The 19,960-nt window shown below is 60.5% G+C and carries 23 protein-coding genes; 13 read left to right on the forward strand and 10 right to left on the reverse strand.

Features of this window, described 5'->3' with window-relative positions; all coding sequences use genetic code 11:
• Positions 1 to 217 precede the first annotated feature (217 nt).
• The 9 genes from B2G71_RS11300 to B2G71_RS24100 all read left to right on the forward strand — a co-directional run bounded on the left by B2G71_RS11300 (position 218) and on the right by B2G71_RS24100 (position 9,462).
• Positions 218 to 829, forward strand: coding sequence for a LemA family protein (locus tag B2G71_RS11300; protein WP_098105881.1), 612 nt, complete (start codon positions 218 to 220; stop codon positions 827 to 829).
• Between the two features lie 15 nt (positions 830 to 844).
• Entirely contained in the window at positions 845 to 1,630 is a 786-nt protein-coding gene (locus tag B2G71_RS11305) for a TPM domain-containing protein (RefSeq protein ID WP_098105882.1), read from the forward strand.
• A 1-nt stretch (position 1,631) separates the two neighbouring features.
• Positions 1,632 to 2,315 (forward strand): TPM domain-containing protein, encoded by a 684-nt coding sequence (locus B2G71_RS11310; protein ID WP_141521552.1) that lies wholly within the window; start codon positions 1,632 to 1,634, stop codon positions 2,313 to 2,315.
• 94 nt (positions 2,316 to 2,409) lie between these two features.
• Positions 2,410 to 3,612 (forward strand): MFS transporter, encoded by a 1,203-nt coding sequence (locus B2G71_RS11315; RefSeq protein ID WP_098105884.1) that lies wholly within the window; start codon positions 2,410 to 2,412, stop codon positions 3,610 to 3,612.
• Between the two features lie 205 nt (positions 3,613 to 3,817).
• Complete coding sequence (locus tag B2G71_RS11320; RefSeq protein ID WP_098105885.1) at positions 3,818 to 4,243, forward strand: YHS domain-containing protein; 426 nt, start codon at positions 3,818 to 3,820, stop codon at positions 4,241 to 4,243.
• Positions 4,244 to 4,420: 177 nt separating this feature from the next.
• On the forward strand, positions 4,421 to 5,374 hold the full coding sequence (locus B2G71_RS11325; protein WP_098105886.1) for a 1-phosphofructokinase family hexose kinase: 954 nt from the start codon (positions 4,421 to 4,423) through the stop codon (positions 5,372 to 5,374).
• A 7-nt stretch (positions 5,375 to 5,381) separates the two neighbouring features.
• Positions 5,382 to 6,395: a cation transporter gene (locus tag B2G71_RS11330; protein ID WP_098105887.1), complete on the forward strand. Its 1,014-nt coding sequence runs from the start codon at positions 5,382 to 5,384 to the stop codon at positions 6,393 to 6,395.
• A gap of 11 nt (positions 6,396 to 6,406) precedes the next feature.
• Positions 6,407 to 9,118 (forward strand): HAD-IC family P-type ATPase, encoded by a 2,712-nt coding sequence (locus B2G71_RS11335; RefSeq protein ID WP_240530118.1) that lies wholly within the window; start codon positions 6,407 to 6,409, stop codon positions 9,116 to 9,118.
• A 206-nt stretch (positions 9,119 to 9,324) separates the two neighbouring features.
• Positions 9,325 to 9,462 (forward strand): hypothetical protein, encoded by a 138-nt coding sequence (locus B2G71_RS24100; protein WP_168176340.1) that lies wholly within the window; start codon positions 9,325 to 9,327, stop codon positions 9,460 to 9,462.
• A gap of 286 nt (positions 9,463 to 9,748) precedes the next feature.
• On the opposite strand, the gene B2G71_RS23745 is transcribed toward B2G71_RS24100, so the two are convergent.
• From B2G71_RS23745 to B2G71_RS11380, 9 genes are all read right to left on the reverse strand, one after another.
• On the reverse strand, positions 9,749 to 10,234 hold the full coding sequence (locus tag B2G71_RS23745; RefSeq protein ID WP_141521553.1) for a hypothetical protein: 486 nt from the start codon (positions 10,232 to 10,234) through the stop codon (positions 9,749 to 9,751).
• Positions 10,235 to 10,488: 254 nt separating this feature from the next.
• Positions 10,489 to 10,962 carry a hypothetical protein gene (locus B2G71_RS11345; RefSeq protein ID WP_141521554.1) on the reverse strand — a complete coding sequence of 158 codons (474 nt, stop codon included), beginning with the start codon at positions 10,960 to 10,962 and terminating at the stop codon, positions 10,489 to 10,491.
• A 374-nt stretch (positions 10,963 to 11,336) separates the two neighbouring features.
• A complete protein-coding gene (locus tag B2G71_RS11350) occupies positions 11,337 to 11,750 on the reverse strand; it encodes a potassium channel family protein (protein WP_240530119.1) in 414 nt (137 codons plus the stop codon).
• A 27-nt stretch (positions 11,751 to 11,777) separates the two neighbouring features.
• Positions 11,778 to 13,157 carry an APC family permease gene (locus B2G71_RS11355; RefSeq protein ID WP_276306916.1) on the reverse strand — a complete coding sequence of 460 codons (1,380 nt, stop codon included), beginning with the start codon at positions 13,155 to 13,157 and terminating at the stop codon, positions 11,778 to 11,780.
• A gap of 163 nt (positions 13,158 to 13,320) precedes the next feature.
• Complete coding sequence (locus B2G71_RS11360; protein ID WP_168176341.1) at positions 13,321 to 14,361, reverse strand: copper resistance protein B; 1,041 nt, start codon at positions 14,359 to 14,361, stop codon at positions 13,321 to 13,323.
• Positions 14,358 to 16,118 (reverse strand): copper resistance system multicopper oxidase, encoded by a 1,761-nt coding sequence (locus tag B2G71_RS11365; RefSeq protein ID WP_098105892.1) that lies wholly within the window; start codon positions 16,116 to 16,118, stop codon positions 14,358 to 14,360. The genes B2G71_RS11360 and B2G71_RS11365 overlap by 4 nt, the downstream gene beginning before the upstream one ends.
• 66 nt (positions 16,119 to 16,184) lie before the next feature.
• Positions 16,185 to 16,736, reverse strand: a complete 552-nt coding sequence (locus B2G71_RS11370) for an RNA polymerase sigma factor (protein WP_098105893.1) — start codon at positions 16,734 to 16,736, stop codon at positions 16,185 to 16,187.
• 6 nt (positions 16,737 to 16,742) lie between these two features.
• Positions 16,743 to 17,186: a periplasmic heavy metal sensor gene (locus B2G71_RS11375; RefSeq protein ID WP_098105894.1), complete on the reverse strand. Its 444-nt coding sequence runs from the start codon at positions 17,184 to 17,186 to the stop codon at positions 16,743 to 16,745.
• Positions 17,183 to 17,584 carry a hypothetical protein gene (locus B2G71_RS11380; protein ID WP_098105895.1) on the reverse strand — a complete coding sequence of 134 codons (402 nt, stop codon included), beginning with the start codon at positions 17,582 to 17,584 and terminating at the stop codon, positions 17,183 to 17,185. Before B2G71_RS11380 ends, B2G71_RS11375 begins: the two co-directional genes overlap by 4 nt.
• 11 nt (positions 17,585 to 17,595) lie before the next feature.
• Here B2G71_RS11380 and B2G71_RS11385 point away from each other — a divergent pair, with 11 nt between their 5' ends.
• The 4 genes from B2G71_RS11385 to B2G71_RS11395 are packed head-to-tail and all read left to right on the forward strand — an operon-like array spanning position 17,596 to position 19,467.
• Positions 17,596 to 18,279 (forward strand): DUF2231 domain-containing protein, encoded by a 684-nt coding sequence (locus B2G71_RS11385; RefSeq protein ID WP_141521555.1) that lies wholly within the window; start codon positions 17,596 to 17,598, stop codon positions 18,277 to 18,279.
• 5 nt (positions 18,280 to 18,284) lie between these two features.
• On the forward strand, positions 18,285 to 18,683 hold the full coding sequence (locus tag B2G71_RS23750) for a hypothetical protein (protein ID WP_141521556.1): 399 nt from the start codon (positions 18,285 to 18,287) through the stop codon (positions 18,681 to 18,683).
• A 53-nt stretch (positions 18,684 to 18,736) separates the two neighbouring features.
• Positions 18,737 to 19,147: a DUF411 domain-containing protein gene (locus B2G71_RS11390; RefSeq protein ID WP_240530131.1), complete on the forward strand. Its 411-nt coding sequence runs from the start codon at positions 18,737 to 18,739 to the stop codon at positions 19,145 to 19,147.
• A gap of 38 nt (positions 19,148 to 19,185) precedes the next feature.
• The gene (locus B2G71_RS11395) at positions 19,186 to 19,467 is read left to right on the forward strand and encodes a hypothetical protein (protein WP_141521557.1); all 282 of its coding nucleotides are present in this window, start codon (positions 19,186 to 19,188) and stop codon (positions 19,465 to 19,467) included.
• A gap of 44 nt (positions 19,468 to 19,511) precedes the next feature.
• Here the strand turns inward: B2G71_RS11395 and B2G71_RS11400 are convergent, their stop codons facing one another.
• On the reverse strand, positions 19,512 to 19,853 hold the full coding sequence (locus B2G71_RS11400) for a metal-sensitive transcriptional regulator (RefSeq protein WP_240530120.1): 342 nt from the start codon (positions 19,851 to 19,853) through the stop codon (positions 19,512 to 19,514).
• Positions 19,854 to 19,960 lie beyond the last annotated feature (107 nt).

The raw sequence follows: 19,960 nt of genomic DNA on the forward strand, positions 1-19,960 counted from the left end.
CTGAATGCGTTGCGGCCAGACCTTTCCCGGGGCTGAAATCGGCTCTGACTCGCTCAATCTGACCTCGACGCTGTGGCGACTGGCGACTGACCGGATGCCTTCCCGCGTCTCGTTCCACCGCTCGACCAGCCGGAGCTGTAATAAAGCGTTCTCGACTGCGTCGAATGCTGACCACCGTGCGAATGGGAACTCAAACCAGCTCGAAAGAGAGGCAGAGATGATCAGTTGGCCCAAATCCGCCCGTAACTGGGCAATTGCTACCATTGCTGCGTTCGCGCTTGCCGGCTGCGGTATCAATTCTGTACCGACGGCGCAAGAGAACGCAAAGGCGAAGTGGGCCGACGTCCAGGCTGCGTTCCAGGAGCGAACCAACCTGGTTCCGAATCTCGCCGTCGTCGCCAAGGGCGCGGCCGAGCAGGAGAAAGGCATCCTCACCGGCGTGATCGAAGCTCGCGCCAAGGCGACCAGCATCCAGCTCAATGCCAATGAGCTCTCTGACCCCGCCAAGATGGCACAATTCCAGGCGGCACAGAACCAATTGTCGAATTCGCTTGCGGGCTTCGGTCGGCTGCTCGTCAATGTCGAGCGCTACCCCGAACTCAAGAGCATTGCCAACTACCAGATGTTGCAGAGCCAGTTGGAAGGCCAGGAAAACCGTATCCGTGTGGCTATCCGAGACTACAATGGCGCGGTCCAGGACTACAACACGCGCGTGCGCACCTTCCCCGAGATGATTGGCGGCGCGATTCGGGGTGCCAAGCCGATGGTGCCTTATCAGGCGGTGACGCCCGGCTCCGAGGTCGCGCCAAGCCTCGAAGGCAAGCTCTGAGTGCGGCGCAGTCCAATGAGGCTTGTTTACCCCGTCCTAGCCTTTGTTGCCGGGCTCCTCCTCGTGCTGGCGGTCCTCGTCATGCCCGCGCTGGCCGCGCCGAACTTTCCGCCACTGACCGGCCGGGTAGTCGATGCGGCCAACATCGTCCCGCCCGATATCGAGACGCGGCTGACGCAAAAGCTCGAAGCGCTCGAAAAGAAGTCCGGCCGCCAGCTGGTCGTGGCCACCATCCCGGACCTCCAGGGATATGAGATATCGGACTACGGCTATCAACTCGGTCGCGCCTGGGGTCTGGGTGACAAACAGCGCAACGATGGGGCGCTGCTCATCGTCGCCCCGGGCCAGCGCAAGGTTCGAATCGAGGTCGGCTACGGTCTTGAAGGAATTCTGACCGACGGGATGTCCTCGCTGATCATCACCCAGACGATCGTGCCCAGATTCAAGCGAGGTGATATCGGCGGGGGCATAGAGGCTGGAACCGATGCGCTGATCCGTCAGCTGACCCTGTCAGACAGCGACGCACGAGCCCAGGCCAAGGCCGCTGACCAAGCGACGGAGCGGTCGCAGAGCGACACTGAGGTCGGACCCGCATCCCTCTTCCCGCTGCTGATTTTCGGCATCTGGGCGCTGATGGCGTTCGGCGGCCATGGCCATGGCCGCCGGCACCGGCATGGATCGGGCCTGCCAACGATTCTTTGGGGACCAGGTCTGGGAGGGCGCGGCCGTGGCGGCTCTCGCGGAGGTTTCCGCGGTCGCGGCGGCTCATTTGGCGGCGGCGGCGCGTCTGGAGGCTGGTGAGATGATATTAAGCGATGCCGAGCACCAGAAGGTCGCGGACGCTATTCGCCGCGCGGAAACCAGCACCTCCGGTGAAATCCTGTGCGTCTTAAGCGAGGCCGACAGCTACTATCCGCAGGTAGCGCTCGCCTGGGCTGCCGCTATTGCCCTGCTTGCACCCTATCTTCTGTGGCTAACAGGCATCGATATCGGGATGATGATGCCCCCTGGTTGGCAGCCAGGTCATTGGGAGGATGCAACAACGATCGCCTATCACCGTTTCGGGCTTGGATACACCGTTCTGCCTATCGCGTTATTCATTCTGACTTATGCTCTCACGCTTGTCCCGCCGGTTTCTCGGTTTCTCACGCCTCGGCGCATCCGGCGCCAGCATGTCCATCGCTCGGCGCTCGAGCAATTCCGAGCCAGGGGCTTGCGCCGGACCGCCAGGCGTACCGGCGTGCTCATATTCGTCTCGCTCAGCGACCGGCAGGCCGAGGTGATAGCCGATGAGGGAATCTACACGAGAGTTCCGCCAGAGGCCTGGGCCGATGCAGTTGCCGCCATAGTCGCCGGCATCAAGCGCAACGAGATCGCAACAGGCCTGGTCGAAGCCGTTGAACGCGTTGGGACGCTGCTTGCAACACATTTTCCGCCTAGTGCGGAGAACCCCAACGAGCTGCCTGACAAGGTCGTCGAGCTTTGAAGCGCTACGAGGACCGGCTGACCGGCATGCCGGCGCCAGAGTCGCTGTTCATCGCCGGAGGATTCGGAATGACGCCTGAGCCGTTTACCGCCAGATGATGCCCGCGCGAGCACTCAGCCCGCTGGCGCTCGCCTCGCTGCTGCTTGCGGTCTTTGTCGTCTGGTTCGGCTACAGTGTCGTGCTTCCCGTTCTGCCTTCATTTATCCTGGCGGCAGATGCCAGCCTGAGTGCGGAGGCTATAGCCCGACACACAGGTTTGGCATCCTCGCTTTACACTCTGGCGCTCTTCCTGTTTGCACCGATGTGGGGCTGGCTTTCGGATCGGCACGGCCGACGGACGGTGATCGCCGCTGGACTGTTTGGCTATGGTGTCAGCCTGCTTGGCGTCGCCTCGCTCGGAGGTATTGCCGGCCTTTATGGCGAGCGGCTGCTGTCAGGACTGTTCGCTGCTGCGATCAGTCCTGTAGCATCGGCCGTGGTTGGCGACAGCGCCCCGAACGAAGAGTGGCGGGCGCGACGGCTTGCCTGGCTCGGCATGGCAGCGACGGCCGGTTTATTTCTGGGGCCGGCCGCAGGGGCCGCTGCAGCAGCGCGCTCTGGAGCGCAATTGGCCTTTGCCGCAACGGCGGCACTTGCAATCATCACCGCGATTGGCTCCCTCCTGCTGCTTCCCCTCCACCTGCCTTCCGCGAAACTGCGCCCCGCTGCTCAGGATGCTGCCAGGCGAAGAGCGGTTCTCTTCCTTCTCGCCCTTTCACTCGTCTTGGGTGTCGCTGTCGGTGTCTTCGAGGTCGGCTTGGCGCTGCGCAGCGATGGTGTGTTGGGGATGGGCGCAACGCAACTGGCGGTGCTGTTTGCAGAATGCAGCCTCGTCATGTTCATTGCGCAGGCAGTCGTATTCTCGCCTTGGTTCAAGGCGACCGCGACCTGGCGAACGATTGCGCCCGGCCTTGCCATCATGGGCGTGGGCGTGCTCATCTTGCCCTGGTCGAACGGGTTACTTGCGCTCTCGGTGGTGGTCGGCTTGGTGGCGGCGAGCGGCGGCGTTCTGGTTCCCGTCTTCACCTATTGGGTGTCCTTGGCCGCTGGACCGCAGCAGGGTACGAATCTTGGGTCACAGGTCGCGGCAGCCAGCCTCGGCCAAGGGATCGGGTCAGCCATCGTCGGGCTGACGTACAACACCGACTTGGTGACAGGCGCACCGTTCGTGCTTGCCGCAACTCTGCTCGTCCTCTCTGCAGTCATGAGTTCCAGCGCCGCAGGAAGGCTTCGGGATCTGAAGCCAGCATCCCAGTAACGCGCCTGTTTGGCAGGCGGAGCAAAATTCGCCCAGACCGGCCTCACGACTGTAACGAGACAAGCCCGCCAGCGTCTCTTCGCTGGAGGCCATCGAGCCATTGCGACGCTGGAAGCGGATCGCGTGACTGGTGGGGTGCGCCTCACAGGTACGGGATAGGCGTTCCACGAGCGTCCGGTCCAAAAGCGAGTGTGGAGGATTCGAGATGCAAGAGCTGACGCAGAATTGGACCTGGATCCTCATCGCCATTGCAGTTGCAGCTTTCTTCCTCTTGCGGCGAGTTAACCGGCACGGCGGCTTTGGGCAGAGCGGACATGGACATGGCGGCTTCGATCTCGGAGGCAATCATGGGCACCATCACCATCGCCACTCCAATGATGCGGATCGCAGGGACGTACCCTGGCCGCAACAGCCCCCCGAGACCGTGGTGGACCCGGTGAGCGGAGCTGCGATCCGCACAGCTGACGCGATCACATCGGTCTATCAGGGAAGAGCCTATTATTTCGCGTCGAAGGAGAACCGCGACCGTTTCGAGGCCGCGCCGCAAAATTACGCCAACAAGGTACAGGGAATTCCGATTGGAGGTGAAGATGGTGCCGGGCGAGCTCGCCGCCGGCATCGCGGGTGTTGATTACCAATTGGCGGGCGAGGCAGCGGACTGTTCGGACGCTTGGCGATTTGCCGGGCGATGGGTGGGTAGCGACGCCAGGTTCGGCCAAGCTGTTCCGGAACGTCGATTGCGCATGATTTGGCGAAGGATCACCGCGTGCCTTCAACCTTGCACACATACGACGGAACGGACATTTCCATGAAAACGATAGCCACCCTGACAATGAACCCGACCATCGATGTCTCCTACGAGGTTGATAGCGTTTTTCACACGCGCAAGATGCGCACCCGCAACGAACGCTATGCTCCGGGCGGCGGCGGCATCAACGTGGCGCGGGTCTTCTGCCGTCTGGGCGGCACCGCACGTTGCTACTATCTGTCAGGCGGCGCGACCAGCGCGGCACTCGACGGTCTCGTCGATATGCACCAGCTGGTGCGCACGCGCATTCCGATCGAACATGACACGCGAATCGCCGCTGCAGTGCTGGAACGCGAAAGCGGCAAGGAATACCGTTTCACGCCGCCGGGACCACCGGTGGCAGCGGAAGAATGGCAGGACTGCCTCAACCGGCTTGCCGAAGCGGATTGCAGTCATCTTGTGGCAAGCGGGTCGCTGCCGCCCGGCGTACCTTCCGATTTCTATGCCCGTGTGGTCAGGATCATGCAAAAGCGGGGAATTCGGACAATACTCGACACCTCTGGCGATGCATTGAAAGACGGGCTGGCAGGGGGCGGTTTTTTACTCGTCAAGCCGAGTCTGGGTGAATTGCGCCAGTTCGTCGGTCGTGACCTTGAATCCGTCGAGGAAATCGGTGAGGCGGCCAAGGCCATCGTCGACAAGGGGCAGGCCGAGTTTGTTGCGGTTACCATGGGTCACAGGGGCGCCTTGCTGGCGTGGCAGAAGGGAGTCTTGCACTTGCCCGCGTTGCCGATCGAGGCGAAAAGCGCGGTTGGCGCTGGCGACAGTTTCCTTGCCGCCATGGTTTACGCGCTAACTGTCGGCTCCGAGCCAATCCAAGCTTTCCGCTACGGCATGGCCGCCGGCTCTGCAGCCGTGCTGACCCCGGGCACAGATCTTGCCTTTCCCGAAGATATCGATCGTTTGTTCGCGCTCGTAGCGAAGCATGACGAGACGCCATCTTTGCGATCGTAACTTGCCGATGCAACTCGTTTTCCCATGGCTTCAGTTCGGTCTCTGCGTCGTCGCGATCGGATTGGCCGGACCGGTGCTGACACGCAGCGGTCAGGCAATCGCGCGACTTACCGGGATGTCGGCCTCCTGGGTCGGGCTGATCATGCTGGCGACAGCAACGTCGCTACCGGAATTGTTCACCGGTATCAGCGCGGTCACTGTAGCCGATGCGCCGAACATTGCCATGGGCGACGCCTTGGGAAGCTGCATATTCAATCTGGTCATGGTGGCGGTGCTCGACACCCTGTCACGCGATACGCCAGTCTGGCGGCGTATCGACCAGGGCCATATCCTAACCGCCAGCTTCGGGATCATTCTGATCAGTTTTGTTGGCGTGCTGGTGTTGATAGCCCGTAGCGACCTCAATTTCCGAATTGCCCACGTCAGCGTATATTCACCGCTTCTTGTGGTGCTCTACGTCGTGGCGATGCGTGCAGCCTTTTTTTATGAGCGTCGCCCCGAGCGGGTCACATCCGTGCTGGACGATGATGAAAAAGAGGGCAGCTCGCTGAAGCGCGCACTCGTTCGTTACATCTTGTCTGCCGCGGTCATCGGCGGAGCGGGAGCATGGCTTCCCTTCGTCGGGCTCGAGATTGCACAAGTGATGGGCTGGAAAACCAGTTTTGTCGGCACTCTGCTCGTGGCGGGGGCCACATCGCTACCTGAGCTGATCGTTACCCTCAGCGCGTTGCGGATGGGCTCGGCCGATATGGCGATAGGCAATCTGCTCGGTAGCAATCTCTTTGCGATACTGGTCATCGCCCTTGACGACATCGCCTACACGCAGGGTTCATTCTTCGCCGTCGTCTCACCGACCCATGCGGTGACGGCCTTTGCTGCATCGATCATGGCGGGATTGTGCATCGTTGGTCTGCTTTACAGGCCCGGTAACCGGTTTTTCGGTCTCTTCGGTTGGATAAGCCTGTTGCTCCTCGCCGTCTATCTGCTGAGTTCCTACGTGATCTACCTGTACGGGCATTGATGGGAGCAAAAGTGGACATCGCCGGTAATTCACAAACGGATCTCGAAGCGACTGACTGGCACGCACTTTCCCCAGATCAAAGCCTGGCCCGCGCCGAGAGCCGCATCGACGGGATCAGTAGCGCTGAAGCCCAGCGCCGCCTTGAGGATTGGGGACCCAACAGCCTTCCCGAGCCCGCGCGGACCGGCCCAATGCGCCGCTTCCTGGCGCAATTCAATAGCGGCCTCATTTATTTCCTTGGAGCTGCGGCCCTGGCCTCTTTCATGCTCGGGCACGTCATCGATGGGGCAGTGATCGCATCGGTCGTCATGGTCAATGCGATCGTGGGCTTTGTCCAGGAAGGCAAGGCCGAGCAGGCCCTGCGCGCCATCGGACATCTCATCTCGCACCAGGCAATAGTGAAACGGGATGGACAACGGACCAGTGTACCAGTGGCTGAGCTTGTGCCCGGCGATATCGTACTGTTGGAGGCAGGGCAGAAGGTGCCGGCTGACGCGCGGATCGTGCGTTCCCGCGCCATGTCCGTGGACGAAGCGCTGCTGACCGGGGAATCACTGACTGCGGACAAGAGTTCGACAGCGGTGGCGGCGAAGTCCGCGCTAGGCGACCGCACCAGCATGGTTTTTTCAGGAACTCTCGTCAAGACCGGCCAAGCGACAGTGGTTGTAACCGCCACGGGTCAGGCGACTGAGATCGGAAAGATCGGCGGGATGCTCCAGGAGGTGACTGAACTTTCCACTCCCTTGCTTCGGCAGATCAACCGCTTCGCCAACCGTTTCACCCGAGTGATGCTGGTTGGCTCGATCCTGCTATTCGCATTCCTCGTATGGGGGCGGCAGTTCGAATGGAGCGAGGCACTCATAATGGTAGTGGCACTTGCCGTTGGCCTGATTCCGGAAGGCTTGCCGGCGGTGATCACAATCACCCTTGCTATCGGCGTGCGCCGGATGGCAGTGCGTCACGCGCTCATTCGCAAGCTACCGGCAGTGGAGACGCTTGGCGCCGTATCAGTCATTTGCACCGACAAAACAGGCACACTCACCCGCAACGAGATGATGGTCCGCCACGTCTTTGCCGGGAACGCACAAGTGCTGGTCGGTGGCTCCGGCTATGCGCCAGAAGGAGATCTCACCGGCGCGCAGGGCGGTCCCGATGGAACCCGTATTGCGATCCGCGAGCTTGCCTTGTGTGGTCTGTTGTGCGGCGATGCACGGCTCGAACAAGGTGAAAATGGCTGGTCAGTCGAGGGGGACCCGATGGAGGGTGCGCTTATCGCCTTCGCAATGAAAGCCGGCCTCGACCCATCGCACGAGCGCCGCGAATGGCCGCGCCTCGACGAGATCCCTTTCGATGCGACGCACCGATACATGGCGACCTTACACCGGTCACCAGAGGGAGGGCATGTCGTGTTTATCAAGGGCGCTCCCGAAGTCGTGCTGCACATGATCGGCAATCCGGCAGTGAGCAAACAATGGGCAGAGCTTATTTCTGCTGCGGCGGCGGCTGGCGAGCGGCTTCTCGGTTTCGCGACGAAGCGAGTGGACTATTCGGTGAAGGCGCTCGACCCCGATTTACTGAAGACCGGCATCGAACCGCTTGGCCTGGCTGGCTTCATCGACCCGCCTCGCCCGGAAGCCTACGACGCGGTAGCCCAGTGCAGGCGGGCGGGGATAGGGATCAAGATGATCACCGGCGACCATGCCGCGACGGCGTTGGCGATCGCCAGACTGATTCGGCTCGCCGATCAACCCAGAGCGATGACCGGCACCGAAATCGATCAGCTCGACGAGGAGGATTTGCTCAACGCTGTCGAGGAGACATCGGTATTCGCCAGGGCCAGCCCTGAGCACAAGCTGCGCATCGTCAAGGCATTGCAGGCGCGAGGCCACATCGTCGCCATGACCGGCGACGGGGTCAACGATGCCCCTTCGCTCAAGCAGGCTGATGTTGGCACAGCCATGGGCCAAAAGGGCAGCGAAGCTTCCAGGGAAGCCGCGAAAATGGTGCTGCTAGATGACAATTTTGCCTCCATCGTCTCTGCGGTTCACGAGGGGCGCACGGTATATGATAACATCCGCAAGGTGATCGCCTGGACTTTGCCGACCAACGGCGGTGAGGCCGTTATAGTGCTCCTTGCGATTCTGATGGGCTTCACCCTGCCGATGACAGCGACGCAGATTTTGTGGATCAATCTCGTCACCGACAGCGCGCTAGGCCTCGCGCTGGCCTTCGAGCCGTCTGAACGCGGGGTGATGGAGCGACCGCCGCGAAACGCGAAAGCGGCTCTTCTGTCCGCCTTCATGCTGTGGCGAGTGCTTCTGGTTTCGATTCTCTTTGCGGCTATGTCGCTTGGCATCTTTTTCGCGGCGCTGGATACAGGGCGCAGCGTTGAGACCGCGCGCACGATAGTGGTCAATATGCTCGTGGGGGCCGGGATCTTCTACCTCTTTAGCGTCCGCCATCTCCGTGCCGGTCCGGCCACCTTGGAAGGAGCGCTCGGCACGAAGCCGGTGTTGTTGGCGGTGGGCGCGGTGGTTTCGGCACAGTTGATCTTCACCTACCTGCCGTTGATGAACCGTATCTTTGCCAGCCGGCCGCTTTCGATATCGGAATTTGCGCTGATCCTTTTTTCTGCCGCGATGATGCTGCTGTTGTTGGAAGGCGAGAAGCGTTTCATGCACCGGTTGGGATGGTTTGAGGAACTGCGCGCAGTAAAACCATGATCACAAGTTCAACCGATGCCGCCTTGGCCCGATCGTTTGAGAACGTCGAACGTCCGAAGATGCGCTGTGCCGCTGTTCCCCAAATGATCGCGCCGATCTCCTCCTCCGCCCCGCGAGAGGTTCGGGGGGATGAAGCTAAGCATAATTGTGTCATTTGCCTGGAAGGAGTCAATGAACTTAGCTCACACTCGCTTTCGCAAGCGTCCTTGGCCGAGCTCCCCTGCATTGATAGCATCGGCGACACGGGCGTGGCCGGCAACCTCATGCCTCTCAGCATCCTGGACGGCGAAAAGCTCGCCCAAGCGTCGATCAAATTCGGCATTCGCGGCTCATCGCCGCCCTGATATGCAATCCACAATTGCATCAGCCGTCCTGAAGAGATCGGCAAGTGAACCTGCAACGGCAAGACCGGCTGTCTCCATTGCTTCCCTACCCTTACCGTTTGCCGCGAACAGCGGCGTCCCGCGGCGCGCAACCTGCTCCACGCGCCAGTCTGCCGGAATGTCGGCGACACTTGCCAGAGGCTTGTCGGGATGGAACAAAACCGATGCCGCGGTACTCGAGGCATCCCATTTTGATCCCATTCGCTGTCGGTATTGTCGCCTCTACCGAGTTTCCAGGCGGTTGGGATCAGTCATGCGTGTACGTAAAATGTACGGTCACTGGCGCAATTCGATGCATCTGATGCGGTTTTTGCATCGGCTGCGATGGTTGCATGTGAGAAGGACGCTCTACGCGGATACCAATCCGGTAATCGATGCCGCGGGCGAAGGTAACGTATCCGCCGAATGTGAGCGCGCCGTCGACTGTCATCGGCTGAAGACGAACTGATCGCTGTATCCCGCCGGGTTCGGTTATGTGCGCCACGACATTGGCCTTTGTTATCCGTGCTCCGGATGACTTGTCGAACACCGCCGCAACAACGTGCATGATGTGTTGGCCGCGCCTTGTGCCGCCATGCATCTGCGCCTCGGGATGATCTGCGGGATGTCCGCGCACAACAGCTGCGGGCACCACGCCGAGATAGATCGTGAGACCATCTGCCGTCTGGACGCCATCGACCACGCCGGCATTGCTCATGCCCGGAACAAATAGAATTCCGGCAAGGCCAGCCATTGCCAGCAACTTCCGCGAGAATTGGCATGTTTTCGAACGCATGGCATCCTCCAATTCATGGCCCGATCGATTGGACGCCCTGTCTGGCTCGATGTTACATTTAAGGCTGCAGGTTTCGATTCCTCGAGCGCCACTGGTACTAACTGCCAGACGACCGGCGCATGGAGCTTGCCGGCGATGTCGTTCGCGTTACGCGATGGCGATCGTTGACGTTGGCCGCAACGACGCAGCTTTTTGCTAGCGTGCAGTTGGATTCAGTCGTGCGCCCATGTGAAATGCACCGTCACCGGATGCCGCCGTTTCGGCACAGCGCGCTGTACAATTATGCCAATACGGTAATCGCTGTCGCGCGGGAACGTCGTGTAACCGCCGTAAGTCAGAGCGCCGTTCACTGTCATCGGTCGAAGCGGCACATTCCATTCCCTTCCGCCCTGTTCGTAAATGTGAGCGACGACAGTGGCGTTGGTCACACGCGTGCCACTGGCGTCGAAAATCGCAGCGACCAGATGCATGTTGTGTATGCTCCTGTCCGCAGTGCCGCCATGCATCTGGGGATGTGCCCGCTTCACCGCAGACGCGGGGACCACGCCGAGATTGATCGTGAGCCCGTCTGCCTTCTGGACACCATTGACCACACCGGCGTTGCTGGTGGCCGGAGCAAACAGAAGTGCGGCAAGACCTGCCAATGCAATCACCCTGCGCGTGCGGCCGCGTGTTCTCGAATCCATGGCGTCCTCCTATGATGTTTGCCCTTGTCGATAGGACGCCAAACCCGTGGCAAGGTTACATCGCGCCGGGAATTTCCGGACCATCGCGAAGCAGCTTCGTTCAAAGCCACGACGATCCGCGCACAAGTTCATCGGTGGTTTCGATGTCGGAGGCGGCGTTAGCCCTCGAGCGAGAGTATCAAGATCGGCAAAGGCCGGGTGTTGACGGCCCACCCATCATCATGTCCGCCGCAGATGACAACTGAAAGAATGAGGGTGACGATTCGCCGCTGGCATCCACGGCCGGGAAATTCCACATTGCCGCCTATTGTGAGATGCAATGATTCACGGGGACGGCACGACATTGGCTACGTTGACCATCAGCATGCCCAGTTTCACAGTGGCGCGCCATCAGTGCGTAAACGTAAAGGATTGTGAAGTGTTTCAAAAATGAATTGTGCAGTGCAACTGATCAACAGAAAACCGGTAAGAGATTCAATGCCTGCAAGGGCTCGCAGATGCCCGGTCGGATAGATATCGCCAAGCCCAAGCGTGGTGATGTTCACCAGCGAAAAATAGAAGAGATCCATCCAGTCCTCTCCCGGTACGTGGACAAATCCACCGAGCCCGAGGCTATGGCTCCACTTGAAGCCAGCCGCGAATTCGAGAGCAATAAGCAAGTGACTCATCAAGACGATGAGGTAGGCGGCACTGGACCTAAGCATCCGCATGGAGTTGCCGGTGTAAGTTTTGCGCGCAAGAGCCAGCATTCCAATGTGCAGCCAGAGAGCCCCAAGGAACAGGAACACGCCTATGATGATCGCCGTTAAAATATGTCAGATTCCTTTTTGCGATGTGCGATCCGAACCCGAATCATGGTCATGGGTCGAGGAATGCTTGCGGCGTGCAAGAAACATGAATTCTCCCGCGAATGCCGCCCCAATGCCCGCGACCGCATATCCAACGATGGCTGGATCGGTCTGCAGCTTGGCAATCGTGAACGCGATCAGCACGACGAAATCGGCGACCAGGGCGGCAAGCAGGATCGTCGCCCTTGCACCGACCTCTCGCCGCAGGTGGCGGAAAACGCCCCAATGAACCAACATGTCCATCACCAGGTAAAAGAATGCGCCGAGCGCGGCGATACGTGAGAGATCAAACAGCACCGCAAGCGCACCGGCCACCACGACTGTGTAGATCAGGAGGTGGCTGCGCAGGCCCCCACTCATACCGAAGTGGCTGTGCGGGATCATTTTCATTTCAGTCAGCATCGTCAGCATCCGCGACACGGCAAAGACGCTGGCGATGACACCGGAGGTTGTCGCGGCCAGGGCGATGGCAATGGTAAAATAAAAACCGATACGGCCTAGCGCGGGCTCCGCAGCCGCAGCAAGCGAGTAGTCACGGGCATCGATGATGGCATCGATGCTCAGGCTCGATCCGACGGCGATTGCGACAAGCAGGTAGGTTACCACGCAAATACCGATCGCGATCATGATCGTACGACCGACGTTGCGATGGGGATCGACGATTTCTCCACCGCTGTTGGTAATCGTGGTGAAACCCTTGAAAGCAAGGATCGAAAACGCAACCGATGCCACGAAATCCATGGGACTGCCGGAAATCGCCGCACCTGAAAAGGCGCCGGCATCGAGACCGCTGGCCCAGATCGCTGCCACGGCAAAAATGACGATCCCGCCAATTTTAATGATCGACATGACCAGGGAGAACGCACTGACGGAGCGATTGCCCGATGCGTTGATGGCGTAGGCCAGGACGATCAGGCCGAGCGCCAGAAGGGAAAGCAGCGGCCCACTACCTTCCAGGCCGAATGGGCGCAGCGCATATGTCGCGAAGGTCCGGGCTACCAGGCTTTCGTTGATCACCATCGACAGGGCCATCAGCAGAGAGGCGGAAGCGGCGATAGTCCCGGGACCATATGCCTTGTTCAGAATCATGGCGATCCCGCCCGACGAGGGCCAGGCATTAGACATCTTGACGTAGCTGTAGGCAGCGAGCGCCGTTGCGGCGGCACCCACGATAAACGAGAGCGGGAAGAGCGGCCCGGCAAGTTGTGCGATCTGCCCGGTCAATGCGAAAATGCCCGCGCCGATCATGACGCCGGTGCCCATCGCGACCGCGCCGCTCAGGGTGATCCTGTTCTTGTCAGTGTATGTGCCATCCCTTTCGCGCGTCTGGGAATGGGCATCCTGCAATTGTTCGCTCCTTCTCAGGGTGTCTGTCGAGACAAACATCTCGCCTGATGACGCGGCCTGGCGCGTGATCTGGAATACGATCCGGACCAGGCCGCGCAAGATAGACTGTGGCAGTCCCGGAGCACATCATGCTTCAGGACCAGTTCAGTCCCCGACGTGCGGGTCAGAACCAGAACCGCACGCCAACGACGAAGTTGGTGACGCTCGGGTCCTCTCCGGCAGCGCGGGCATAGTCGGCGCTGCGGCCGACTTTCCATTCCTGCGCGACGCCGATGTATGGTGCGAATTCGCGGGCGAATTCATAGCGCAGGCGCAGGCCGGCCTCAACCCGATCGATGCCGCTACCGACGCCCAATTCAGGAATATCCTGGGCTGCCAGACTGATTTCCGCCCTGGGTTGAAGAATCAACCGCTGGGTGATCCGCTGATCCAGTTCCCCTTCGATGCGCGCGGTGACATCGCCCTTGTTTGAAATGAATGCCGCAGCGTCCACTTCGAATTTGTAGGGTACCAGCCCCTGTATCCCCAACACTGCATGCGTTCGCGATGGCCCCACGAGATCCTGGCGGACACCGGCCTGCACATCGAACCACGGTCCGATAGCGTGGCTCCACAGCGCTTGAATTTCAGCCGACTCCGGCTTCTCGCCGAAATTGCCTTCGCCCTCGCTCTTGAACCAGAATTTGTCGGTATGACCGCCATAGGCGCCCTGGACATCCCAGAGATAGCCGTCCCTGCCCTGGCGCGCTCGATATTCGGCGCGGTCCGCCATGGACCAGAAGACCGGCAGCCCGCTGACCTCGCGCACGACATGTGCGCGCGACTCCGCCATGATATCCGCGCCGACATATTGGTCCGCCGCGAAGGCCGGACCGGAAAATGCCTCGGGCGGCGGTGGTGACTGGGGGATGTCATCGGAGGACGTCTGGGCGGAATCGCCATGGCTCATGCCCATGTCGTGCCCCATCTGCATGTGGTCCATCGTCCCGTGATCCATCGAGCCATCCATCATCGAATGATCCATGGACCCCATGCCTTTCATCGTCTCGTCTGACGTGGCGCCATCCGGAGTGCTCGCCGCACCGCCTGATTGATCGGTGGGCTTTTGAGTCGATGCTTCCGGGTGATGGCCGGCGTGATCCGTCTGATCCTGCGCGAAGGCCGGACTGGCGACGAGCAGCGGGAGAGCGAGGAGATATCTCACAGCTCGGCTCCTTCCTGAAGCGGGCGCACCGTCACGATCTGGAACATGCCCTGGTGCATGTGGTAGAAGAGATGGCAATGGAATGCCCAGTCTCCCGGCTCGTTTGCCGTAAGGTCGAAGGTCGCACTGCCTCCCGGCTGCACATTGACCGTATGCTTTAGCGGCTGAAAGCCATCATGGCCGTTCACAAGCTCGAAGAAGTGGCCATGCAGATGGATGGGATGGACCATCATGGTGTCGTTGACCAACCTCACCCGCACCCGTTCGTTGAAGGCGAAGCGGATCGGCTTGTCGGTTACCGCATCGAACTTCTGGCCGTCGAACGACCACATGTAGCGTTCCATGTTCGCGGTCAGGTGGATTTCCTTGAGCCGGGTGGGCTTGCGCGGATCGGGATTGGGCTTCGCGGCGACAAGCTGCTTATAAGTCAGGACCCGGTGATCGACATTGTCGAGGCCGAGTCCGGGGAAATCCATCCGGTCAACCGGGTTCATCGCCACCATGTCGAGGCCAGGGCCGGCCTTCACATCGGGAGGCAGGAGAGAAGTATCGCGCATCTTCATGCCTGACATTTTCATGCCGGACTCGTCGCTCCCCATGTCCATGCCTTCCATCGCGCCGTGGTCCATGCCGGCCATGGCGCCGCTTCCCATCGTCATGCCCATGTCGGCCATGGTCAGGACCGGCGGCTTGCGCAGCGCCGGCACGGGTGCGCGGGCACCGGGGCGCGAGGTCAGCATCGCCACGCCCATCCCGGAACGATCGATCGACTCGGCGACGAAGGCGAAGGCCTGTGCATCCTGCGGCGTGATCAGGACATCATAGGTCTCGGCAACGCCGATCTGGAATTCGTCGGTCTCGACCGGCTGCACATTCTGCCCGTCTGCCTGGACAACGGTCATCGGCAGTCCCGGCATTCGGATGTTGAAGAACGTCATCGCGCTGCCGTTGATGATGCGCAGGCGAATACGCTCACCCGGCGTGAACGGCAGTTCCAGCCCGTCCTGTGGCCCATGGCCGTTGATCAGGTAGGTATAGGTCGAGCCGGTGACATCGGCGATGTCAGTCGGGCTCATGCGCATCTTCGCCCACATCCGCCGCTCAGCCCCGCTCAGCGGATAGTCGTCGGTGGCGGTGGTCTGATGATAGTTGAAATAGTCCGCCTGCGTCCGCAGCTTCTTCATGATCGTCATGGGCCGCATCGGCGACCAGTCGGACAGCATCAGCACATATTCCCGGTCCCAGGTAAAAGGATCGGGCTCGAGCGGATCGATCACGATCGGGCCATAATGCCCCATCGGTTCCTGGAGCGTATGGGCATGCCACCAATAGGTGCCAGCCTGGCGAATCGGGAATTTATAGCGGAAGGTCTCGCCGGGCTTTACCGCCGCCATGGTCACGCCCGGCACCCCGTCCATCAGGAAGGGCACCAGCATGCCGTGCCAGTGGATCGAGGTGCCTTCGGAGCTGTTGTTGACGAGATCAACGACGAGGTCCTGGCCTTCCTTGAGCCGCACCAGAGGCCCCGGAAGCGTCCCGTTGACGGTGACCGCCGCCCCGTGCCGCCTGCCGGTCTGAAATGCGGCATCCGCCACTGTCATCGTAAGGTGTTCGCCGGAAAGCACATCGCTTCCGCGGCGGGCCAGCGTACCACCAGTGGCGCCGCGCGCCCAGGCGGGCATCGTATGAGCAAGACCCAGAGCACCGGCGGCAGCGGTGCCATGGGACAGAAACTTACGTCGATTGAGTGTTGGCATGATCGAGACCTGCTGTTGGATGTCATTGGCTGTTACGAGACAGGACGCGCTATCCCTCAACAAATTTCAGATTTTTTCGCGCAGAAAGTTTCGGGCGCGGTAGATGCGCGTTTCCACCGCCTTTCTGCTGATGCCGAGAATCTGCGCGACTTCGTCCTGACTGCGGCCATCGAACACGGCCAGGATGAATGGCTCCTTGAGCTTCAGTGGCAGACGCGCAATTTCCTGCTGTAAGATTTCAAGCTCTTGCCGGACGGCAAGCTGGTGTTCCTGGTCGGGCTCGGGATGGGCGATGGAATCGACACCATCCTCCGTGTCCAGCCTCAGCAAGCGGGAAAAACGCCGACGGCGCATCGCATCGCGACATTTGTTGATCGTGATCGTTGCAAGCCATGGACCGGCAGGCTTGTCGAGGTCGAAGCGATACAACGCGAGCCATGCGGACGCTAATGCGTTCTGCACGGCGTCCTCGGCATCGGATTTTTCGCCAAGGATTTGCAGGGCGACACCGAGCAGTCTTGGAAGGTGGTTCGCCACAAGCTTGTCGAAGGCGCCGCGATCGCCAGCCCGCGCCGCAACGATCAGCTGCCCAGCCTCGTTGTCGCCGTCCGGAGACACGACCGTCTAACTCTTCGGATCGCTGGTTAGCGCCTTGTTTACCTCGCGGTCGAATGCTGCCTGCTGGTTCGCTTCGAGCAGTCCTCGCATATCGAAGACGTGGCGGATGGTCGCCTTCTGGAGATCTCCCATCCTTGTGTGGACCTGATCAATCGCCGCACCCACCTTGGGACCGTAACGATGCTCTTCGCTCATCGCCTGGGCAAGTCCCGCATTAGCGGACCGCAGTGCCAGATCGAGTTTACGTCGCTCGACGGCAAAATCCCGTTCCAACGCGTCGAGGCGGACTTCCTGCGCGGATGTAAGGCGCAACTCCTTGTGCACGAAGTCGTGCATGCCGCGGGACGCATCCTCTTGGGCGAGCCAACGGTTGGTTGCGATAGCGCCAAGGCTACCGGCGGCAACCGCCAGAAGCAGCAGCAGGACCGCGTAGAAGGGCGTGATCTTCATGGCGCGACGTGAAGAAGTGTGGAGGGCGCGAGGTCAGCCCCGTCCGCCAGCGTGTAGCTGACAGGTTGCGCGGGAACAGGATATTGCGTTCCCATGCCGGCACCAAGGCCGATCGCAAATATCGCAAGGCCCAAGATGGTCCTGCGGCGATGCTCACGCGCCTCGGTCATTTGCCCGATGCGTTGCCAGAGACTGTCATGGAATTCCGGCCCCGCATCCATCATGGGCGCTTCGGTCGCAAGCCTTCGCAGCAGCCTGTCAAGTGCATTGTCATCCATCTTTGGCTCTCCGTTGTCTTTGCTTTCGCTTCCTATACGCAGCGCGGCCTTGCAGCCCTCGAAATATTTTTGAGGGATGATGCTCTGGCAGGCGTAATGGCAATGAACAAAGCCAGTCAACGAGACCGTGCATGAAAGCAATATTGACGATGTTGGCCACCTTTCTCGCATTAGCGACGGTTACGACCGCTCAGGCGCACGAAGGGCACAAGGACGATATGAGCGATGCCGAGATGGTGCAGATGGAGATGCACGAGGCAGATGCGATGCATGAAGAGGCGGCAGACACGATGCACGATCCCGAGAGCATGGCGCAGGCGCACCCAACCGCAAGCGGTGTTGTCGAACGCCAGACGCCAGAACAGGCGCTGGAGGCGGCGATTGCGGAGAACCGGCTGACGTCGGCAGGGGACTTTCTTGGACGGCTTCATCCAATCGCGGCGCACTTCCCTGTCGCTCTGCTGCTCATGGCCACCCTTGCCGAGATCCTTCTGGCGCTGCGGCCTGCGCTTGGTCTCGAGACGACCGTGCGGTTCCTTGTTGCCGGTGGCGCGATAGGTGCCTTGGTCGCCGCATTGCTTGGCTGGTTTGCTGCGGGCTGGCGGCTTTCGGACAAGTCGCAAACGCTTGAGCTACATCGCTGGAACGGCTCGGCGATCGTGGGGGTGGCAATCCTTGCTGCCTGGTTCGCATTCCGCACGGACCGGCGATCGGGCCTTCGCGTCACGCTTGCGATCCTTGCAGTCGCCCTCGTCATCCAGGGTTATCTCGGCGGTGAGATGGTCTTCGGCCCCAACCATCTTGGTCTGGAGTAAACTCGATGCGAAAATTCACTGTGACCCGCGCGGCTTTCTTCGGGCTGATGCCGGCAGCGGCCCTTTCGCTCGCGGGATGTGATAAGAAGCCGGAGGAAGCATCGCAGGACATGCCCGCTCCAGCGCTCTCGGAATCTGCATCGCCCGAGAATGAGGCGGTCGCACAGAGTGCGCAGCCCAGCGGACCTGAACTGTCCGAGAAGGCGGCGACTGACGTCCCTTTGCGAACGCAGGTCGAGGCCAGACCTGGCCGAAACAGCGGTGCGCCGGAAGACGATGCAGGCTCAGTACCAAAAGCAACCCAGCCACCTGCGCCGCACGAGCCACAGCCAGTCGATCCGCACGCAGGCCACGATATGTCGACCATGTCCAATCACGCGATGGAAGGAAGGGAACACAAATGAAGGGATTTGGTCCGGGAACGTCCCGTAAGGATCTGATTGCGTTGCTTGGAACCATGTTCCTTGCCGCATGCAGCGGTGCGGCGCAGGCTGCGAGCTATACCATGTTCCGCGATCCGAGCTGCGGTTGCTGCGAGGCCTGGGCCGCACATATCCGCGAGGGATTGCATGCTGGCGTGGCGGTGCAGGACAGCGCCGACATGGGCGCGATCAAGGACCGCGAAGGCGTCCCCGACGAGCTTCGTTCGTGCCACACGATGATCGTCGATGGCTATGTCATCGAAGGCCATGTGCCAGCCGCCGATATTGCACGCCTTCTACGTGAACGCCCCGCAGGCGTCGAGGGGCTGGCGGTCGCCGGAATGCCGCTCGGATCGCCGGGCATGGAAATGGGCGGGCGCACCCAGCCTTACCAGGTCATCGCCTTCGGCCCTTCCGGAAAGCGGGTCTTTGCCAGCTATCCCTGAGGGGACCCGCAATTGTCCCAATACCAAGGAGAATGACGATGAAGACAATAGTTGCTGCAATCGGTCTGTTCGGCCTCGCGGTCACGCCGGCTCTTGCTCATGACAAGGCGCCCGAGACGCCGAAAATGTGCGAAATGATGCACAACGGTCAGAAGATGCAGGGGATGATGATGAAGGGCAAGGACGGTAAGATGACTTGCCAAATGATGAATGGGCAACAGCAGGGCGCCGGACCAATGGACCACTCCCAGATGAATCATTCGATGATGAACCAAGGAGAGGGCGGGCAGCAGCAACATCAAGGCCATCAACCCAAGTGAACGAACTATGTGCCGGCAGCTCCGCCAAATTGGGGTTGCCGGCCTCAGCGCCCCATCTTCTCGAACAAGGCGATTAACTCAGACAGTTTCTCGGACTGTTCCGCCTTGTCTTGCGAGGTTATGACCTCTTCCACGCAGGTCTTCGCATGGATGTTGAGAACTTTCATCCTGGCCGCTCGCAAGGCTGCTTCCATTGCTGCAAGCTGCTGGAGGATGTCGATACAGTACCTCTCATCTTGCATCATCCGGATGATACCGCGCGCCTGACCTTCGATCCGGCGCATCCGGGCAATTTCTCGGGCGAACTTGTTGGTCATTGTTGCTCTCGCGCCAACTTTTTTGTGAGGAGCCAAGGATTCCGGCAAAAGCTGGTTGTTGAAAACCATCTGCCTTGATACTATACCCCCTATGTGTATATGACAAGTGGAGAGTGGGATGATCAAGCCGGCTCACGGCAGTAGCCTTCGGTCTTGAGGCTGAGCGCACAGCGTGT

Source organism: Novosphingobium sp. PC22D (assembly GCF_002556635.1).
Lineage (GTDB): Bacteria > Pseudomonadota > Alphaproteobacteria > Sphingomonadales > Sphingomonadaceae > Novosphingobium.

Coding starts and splice junctions, on each gene's coding strand:
- B2G71_RS11300 (WP_098105881.1), top strand. CDS start 218: ATGATCAGTTGGCCCAAATCCGCCCGTAACTGGGCAATTGCTACCATT.
- B2G71_RS11305 (WP_098105882.1), top strand. CDS start 845: ATGAGGCTTGTTTACCCCGTCCTAGCCTTTGTTGCCGGGCTCCTCCTC.
- B2G71_RS11310 (WP_141521552.1), top strand. CDS start 1,632: ATGATATTAAGCGATGCCGAGCACCAGAAGGTCGCGGACGCTATTCGC.
- B2G71_RS11315 (WP_098105884.1), top strand. CDS start 2,410: ATGATGCCCGCGCGAGCACTCAGCCCGCTGGCGCTCGCCTCGCTGCTG.
- B2G71_RS11320 (WP_098105885.1), top strand. CDS start 3,818: ATGCAAGAGCTGACGCAGAATTGGACCTGGATCCTCATCGCCATTGCA.
- B2G71_RS11325 (WP_098105886.1), top strand. CDS start 4,421: ATGAAAACGATAGCCACCCTGACAATGAACCCGACCATCGATGTCTCC.
- B2G71_RS11330 (WP_098105887.1), top strand. CDS start 5,382: ATGCAACTCGTTTTCCCATGGCTTCAGTTCGGTCTCTGCGTCGTCGCG.
- B2G71_RS23745 (WP_141521553.1), bottom strand. CDS start 10,234: ATGGCTGGCCTTGCCGGAATTCTATTTGTTCCGGGCATGAGCAATGCC.
- B2G71_RS11345 (WP_141521554.1), bottom strand. CDS start 10,962: ATGGATTCGAGAACACGCGGCCGCACGCGCAGGGTGATTGCATTGGCA.
- B2G71_RS11365 (WP_098105892.1), bottom strand. CDS start 16,118: ATGCCAACACTCAATCGACGTAAGTTTCTGTCCCATGGCACCGCTGCC.
- B2G71_RS11375 (WP_098105894.1), bottom strand. CDS start 17,186: ATGAAGATCACGCCCTTCTACGCGGTCCTGCTGCTGCTTCTGGCGGTT.
- B2G71_RS11385 (WP_141521555.1), top strand. CDS start 17,596: ATGAAAGCAATATTGACGATGTTGGCCACCTTTCTCGCATTAGCGACG.
- B2G71_RS23750 (WP_141521556.1), top strand. CDS start 18,285: ATGCGAAAATTCACTGTGACCCGCGCGGCTTTCTTCGGGCTGATGCCG.
- B2G71_RS11390 (WP_240530131.1), top strand. CDS start 18,737: ATGTTCCTTGCCGCATGCAGCGGTGCGGCGCAGGCTGCGAGCTATACC.
- B2G71_RS11395 (WP_141521557.1), top strand. CDS start 19,186: ATGAAGACAATAGTTGCTGCAATCGGTCTGTTCGGCCTCGCGGTCACG.
- B2G71_RS11400 (WP_240530120.1), bottom strand. CDS start 19,853: ATGGTTTTCAACAACCAGCTTTTGCCGGAATCCTTGGCTCCTCACAAA.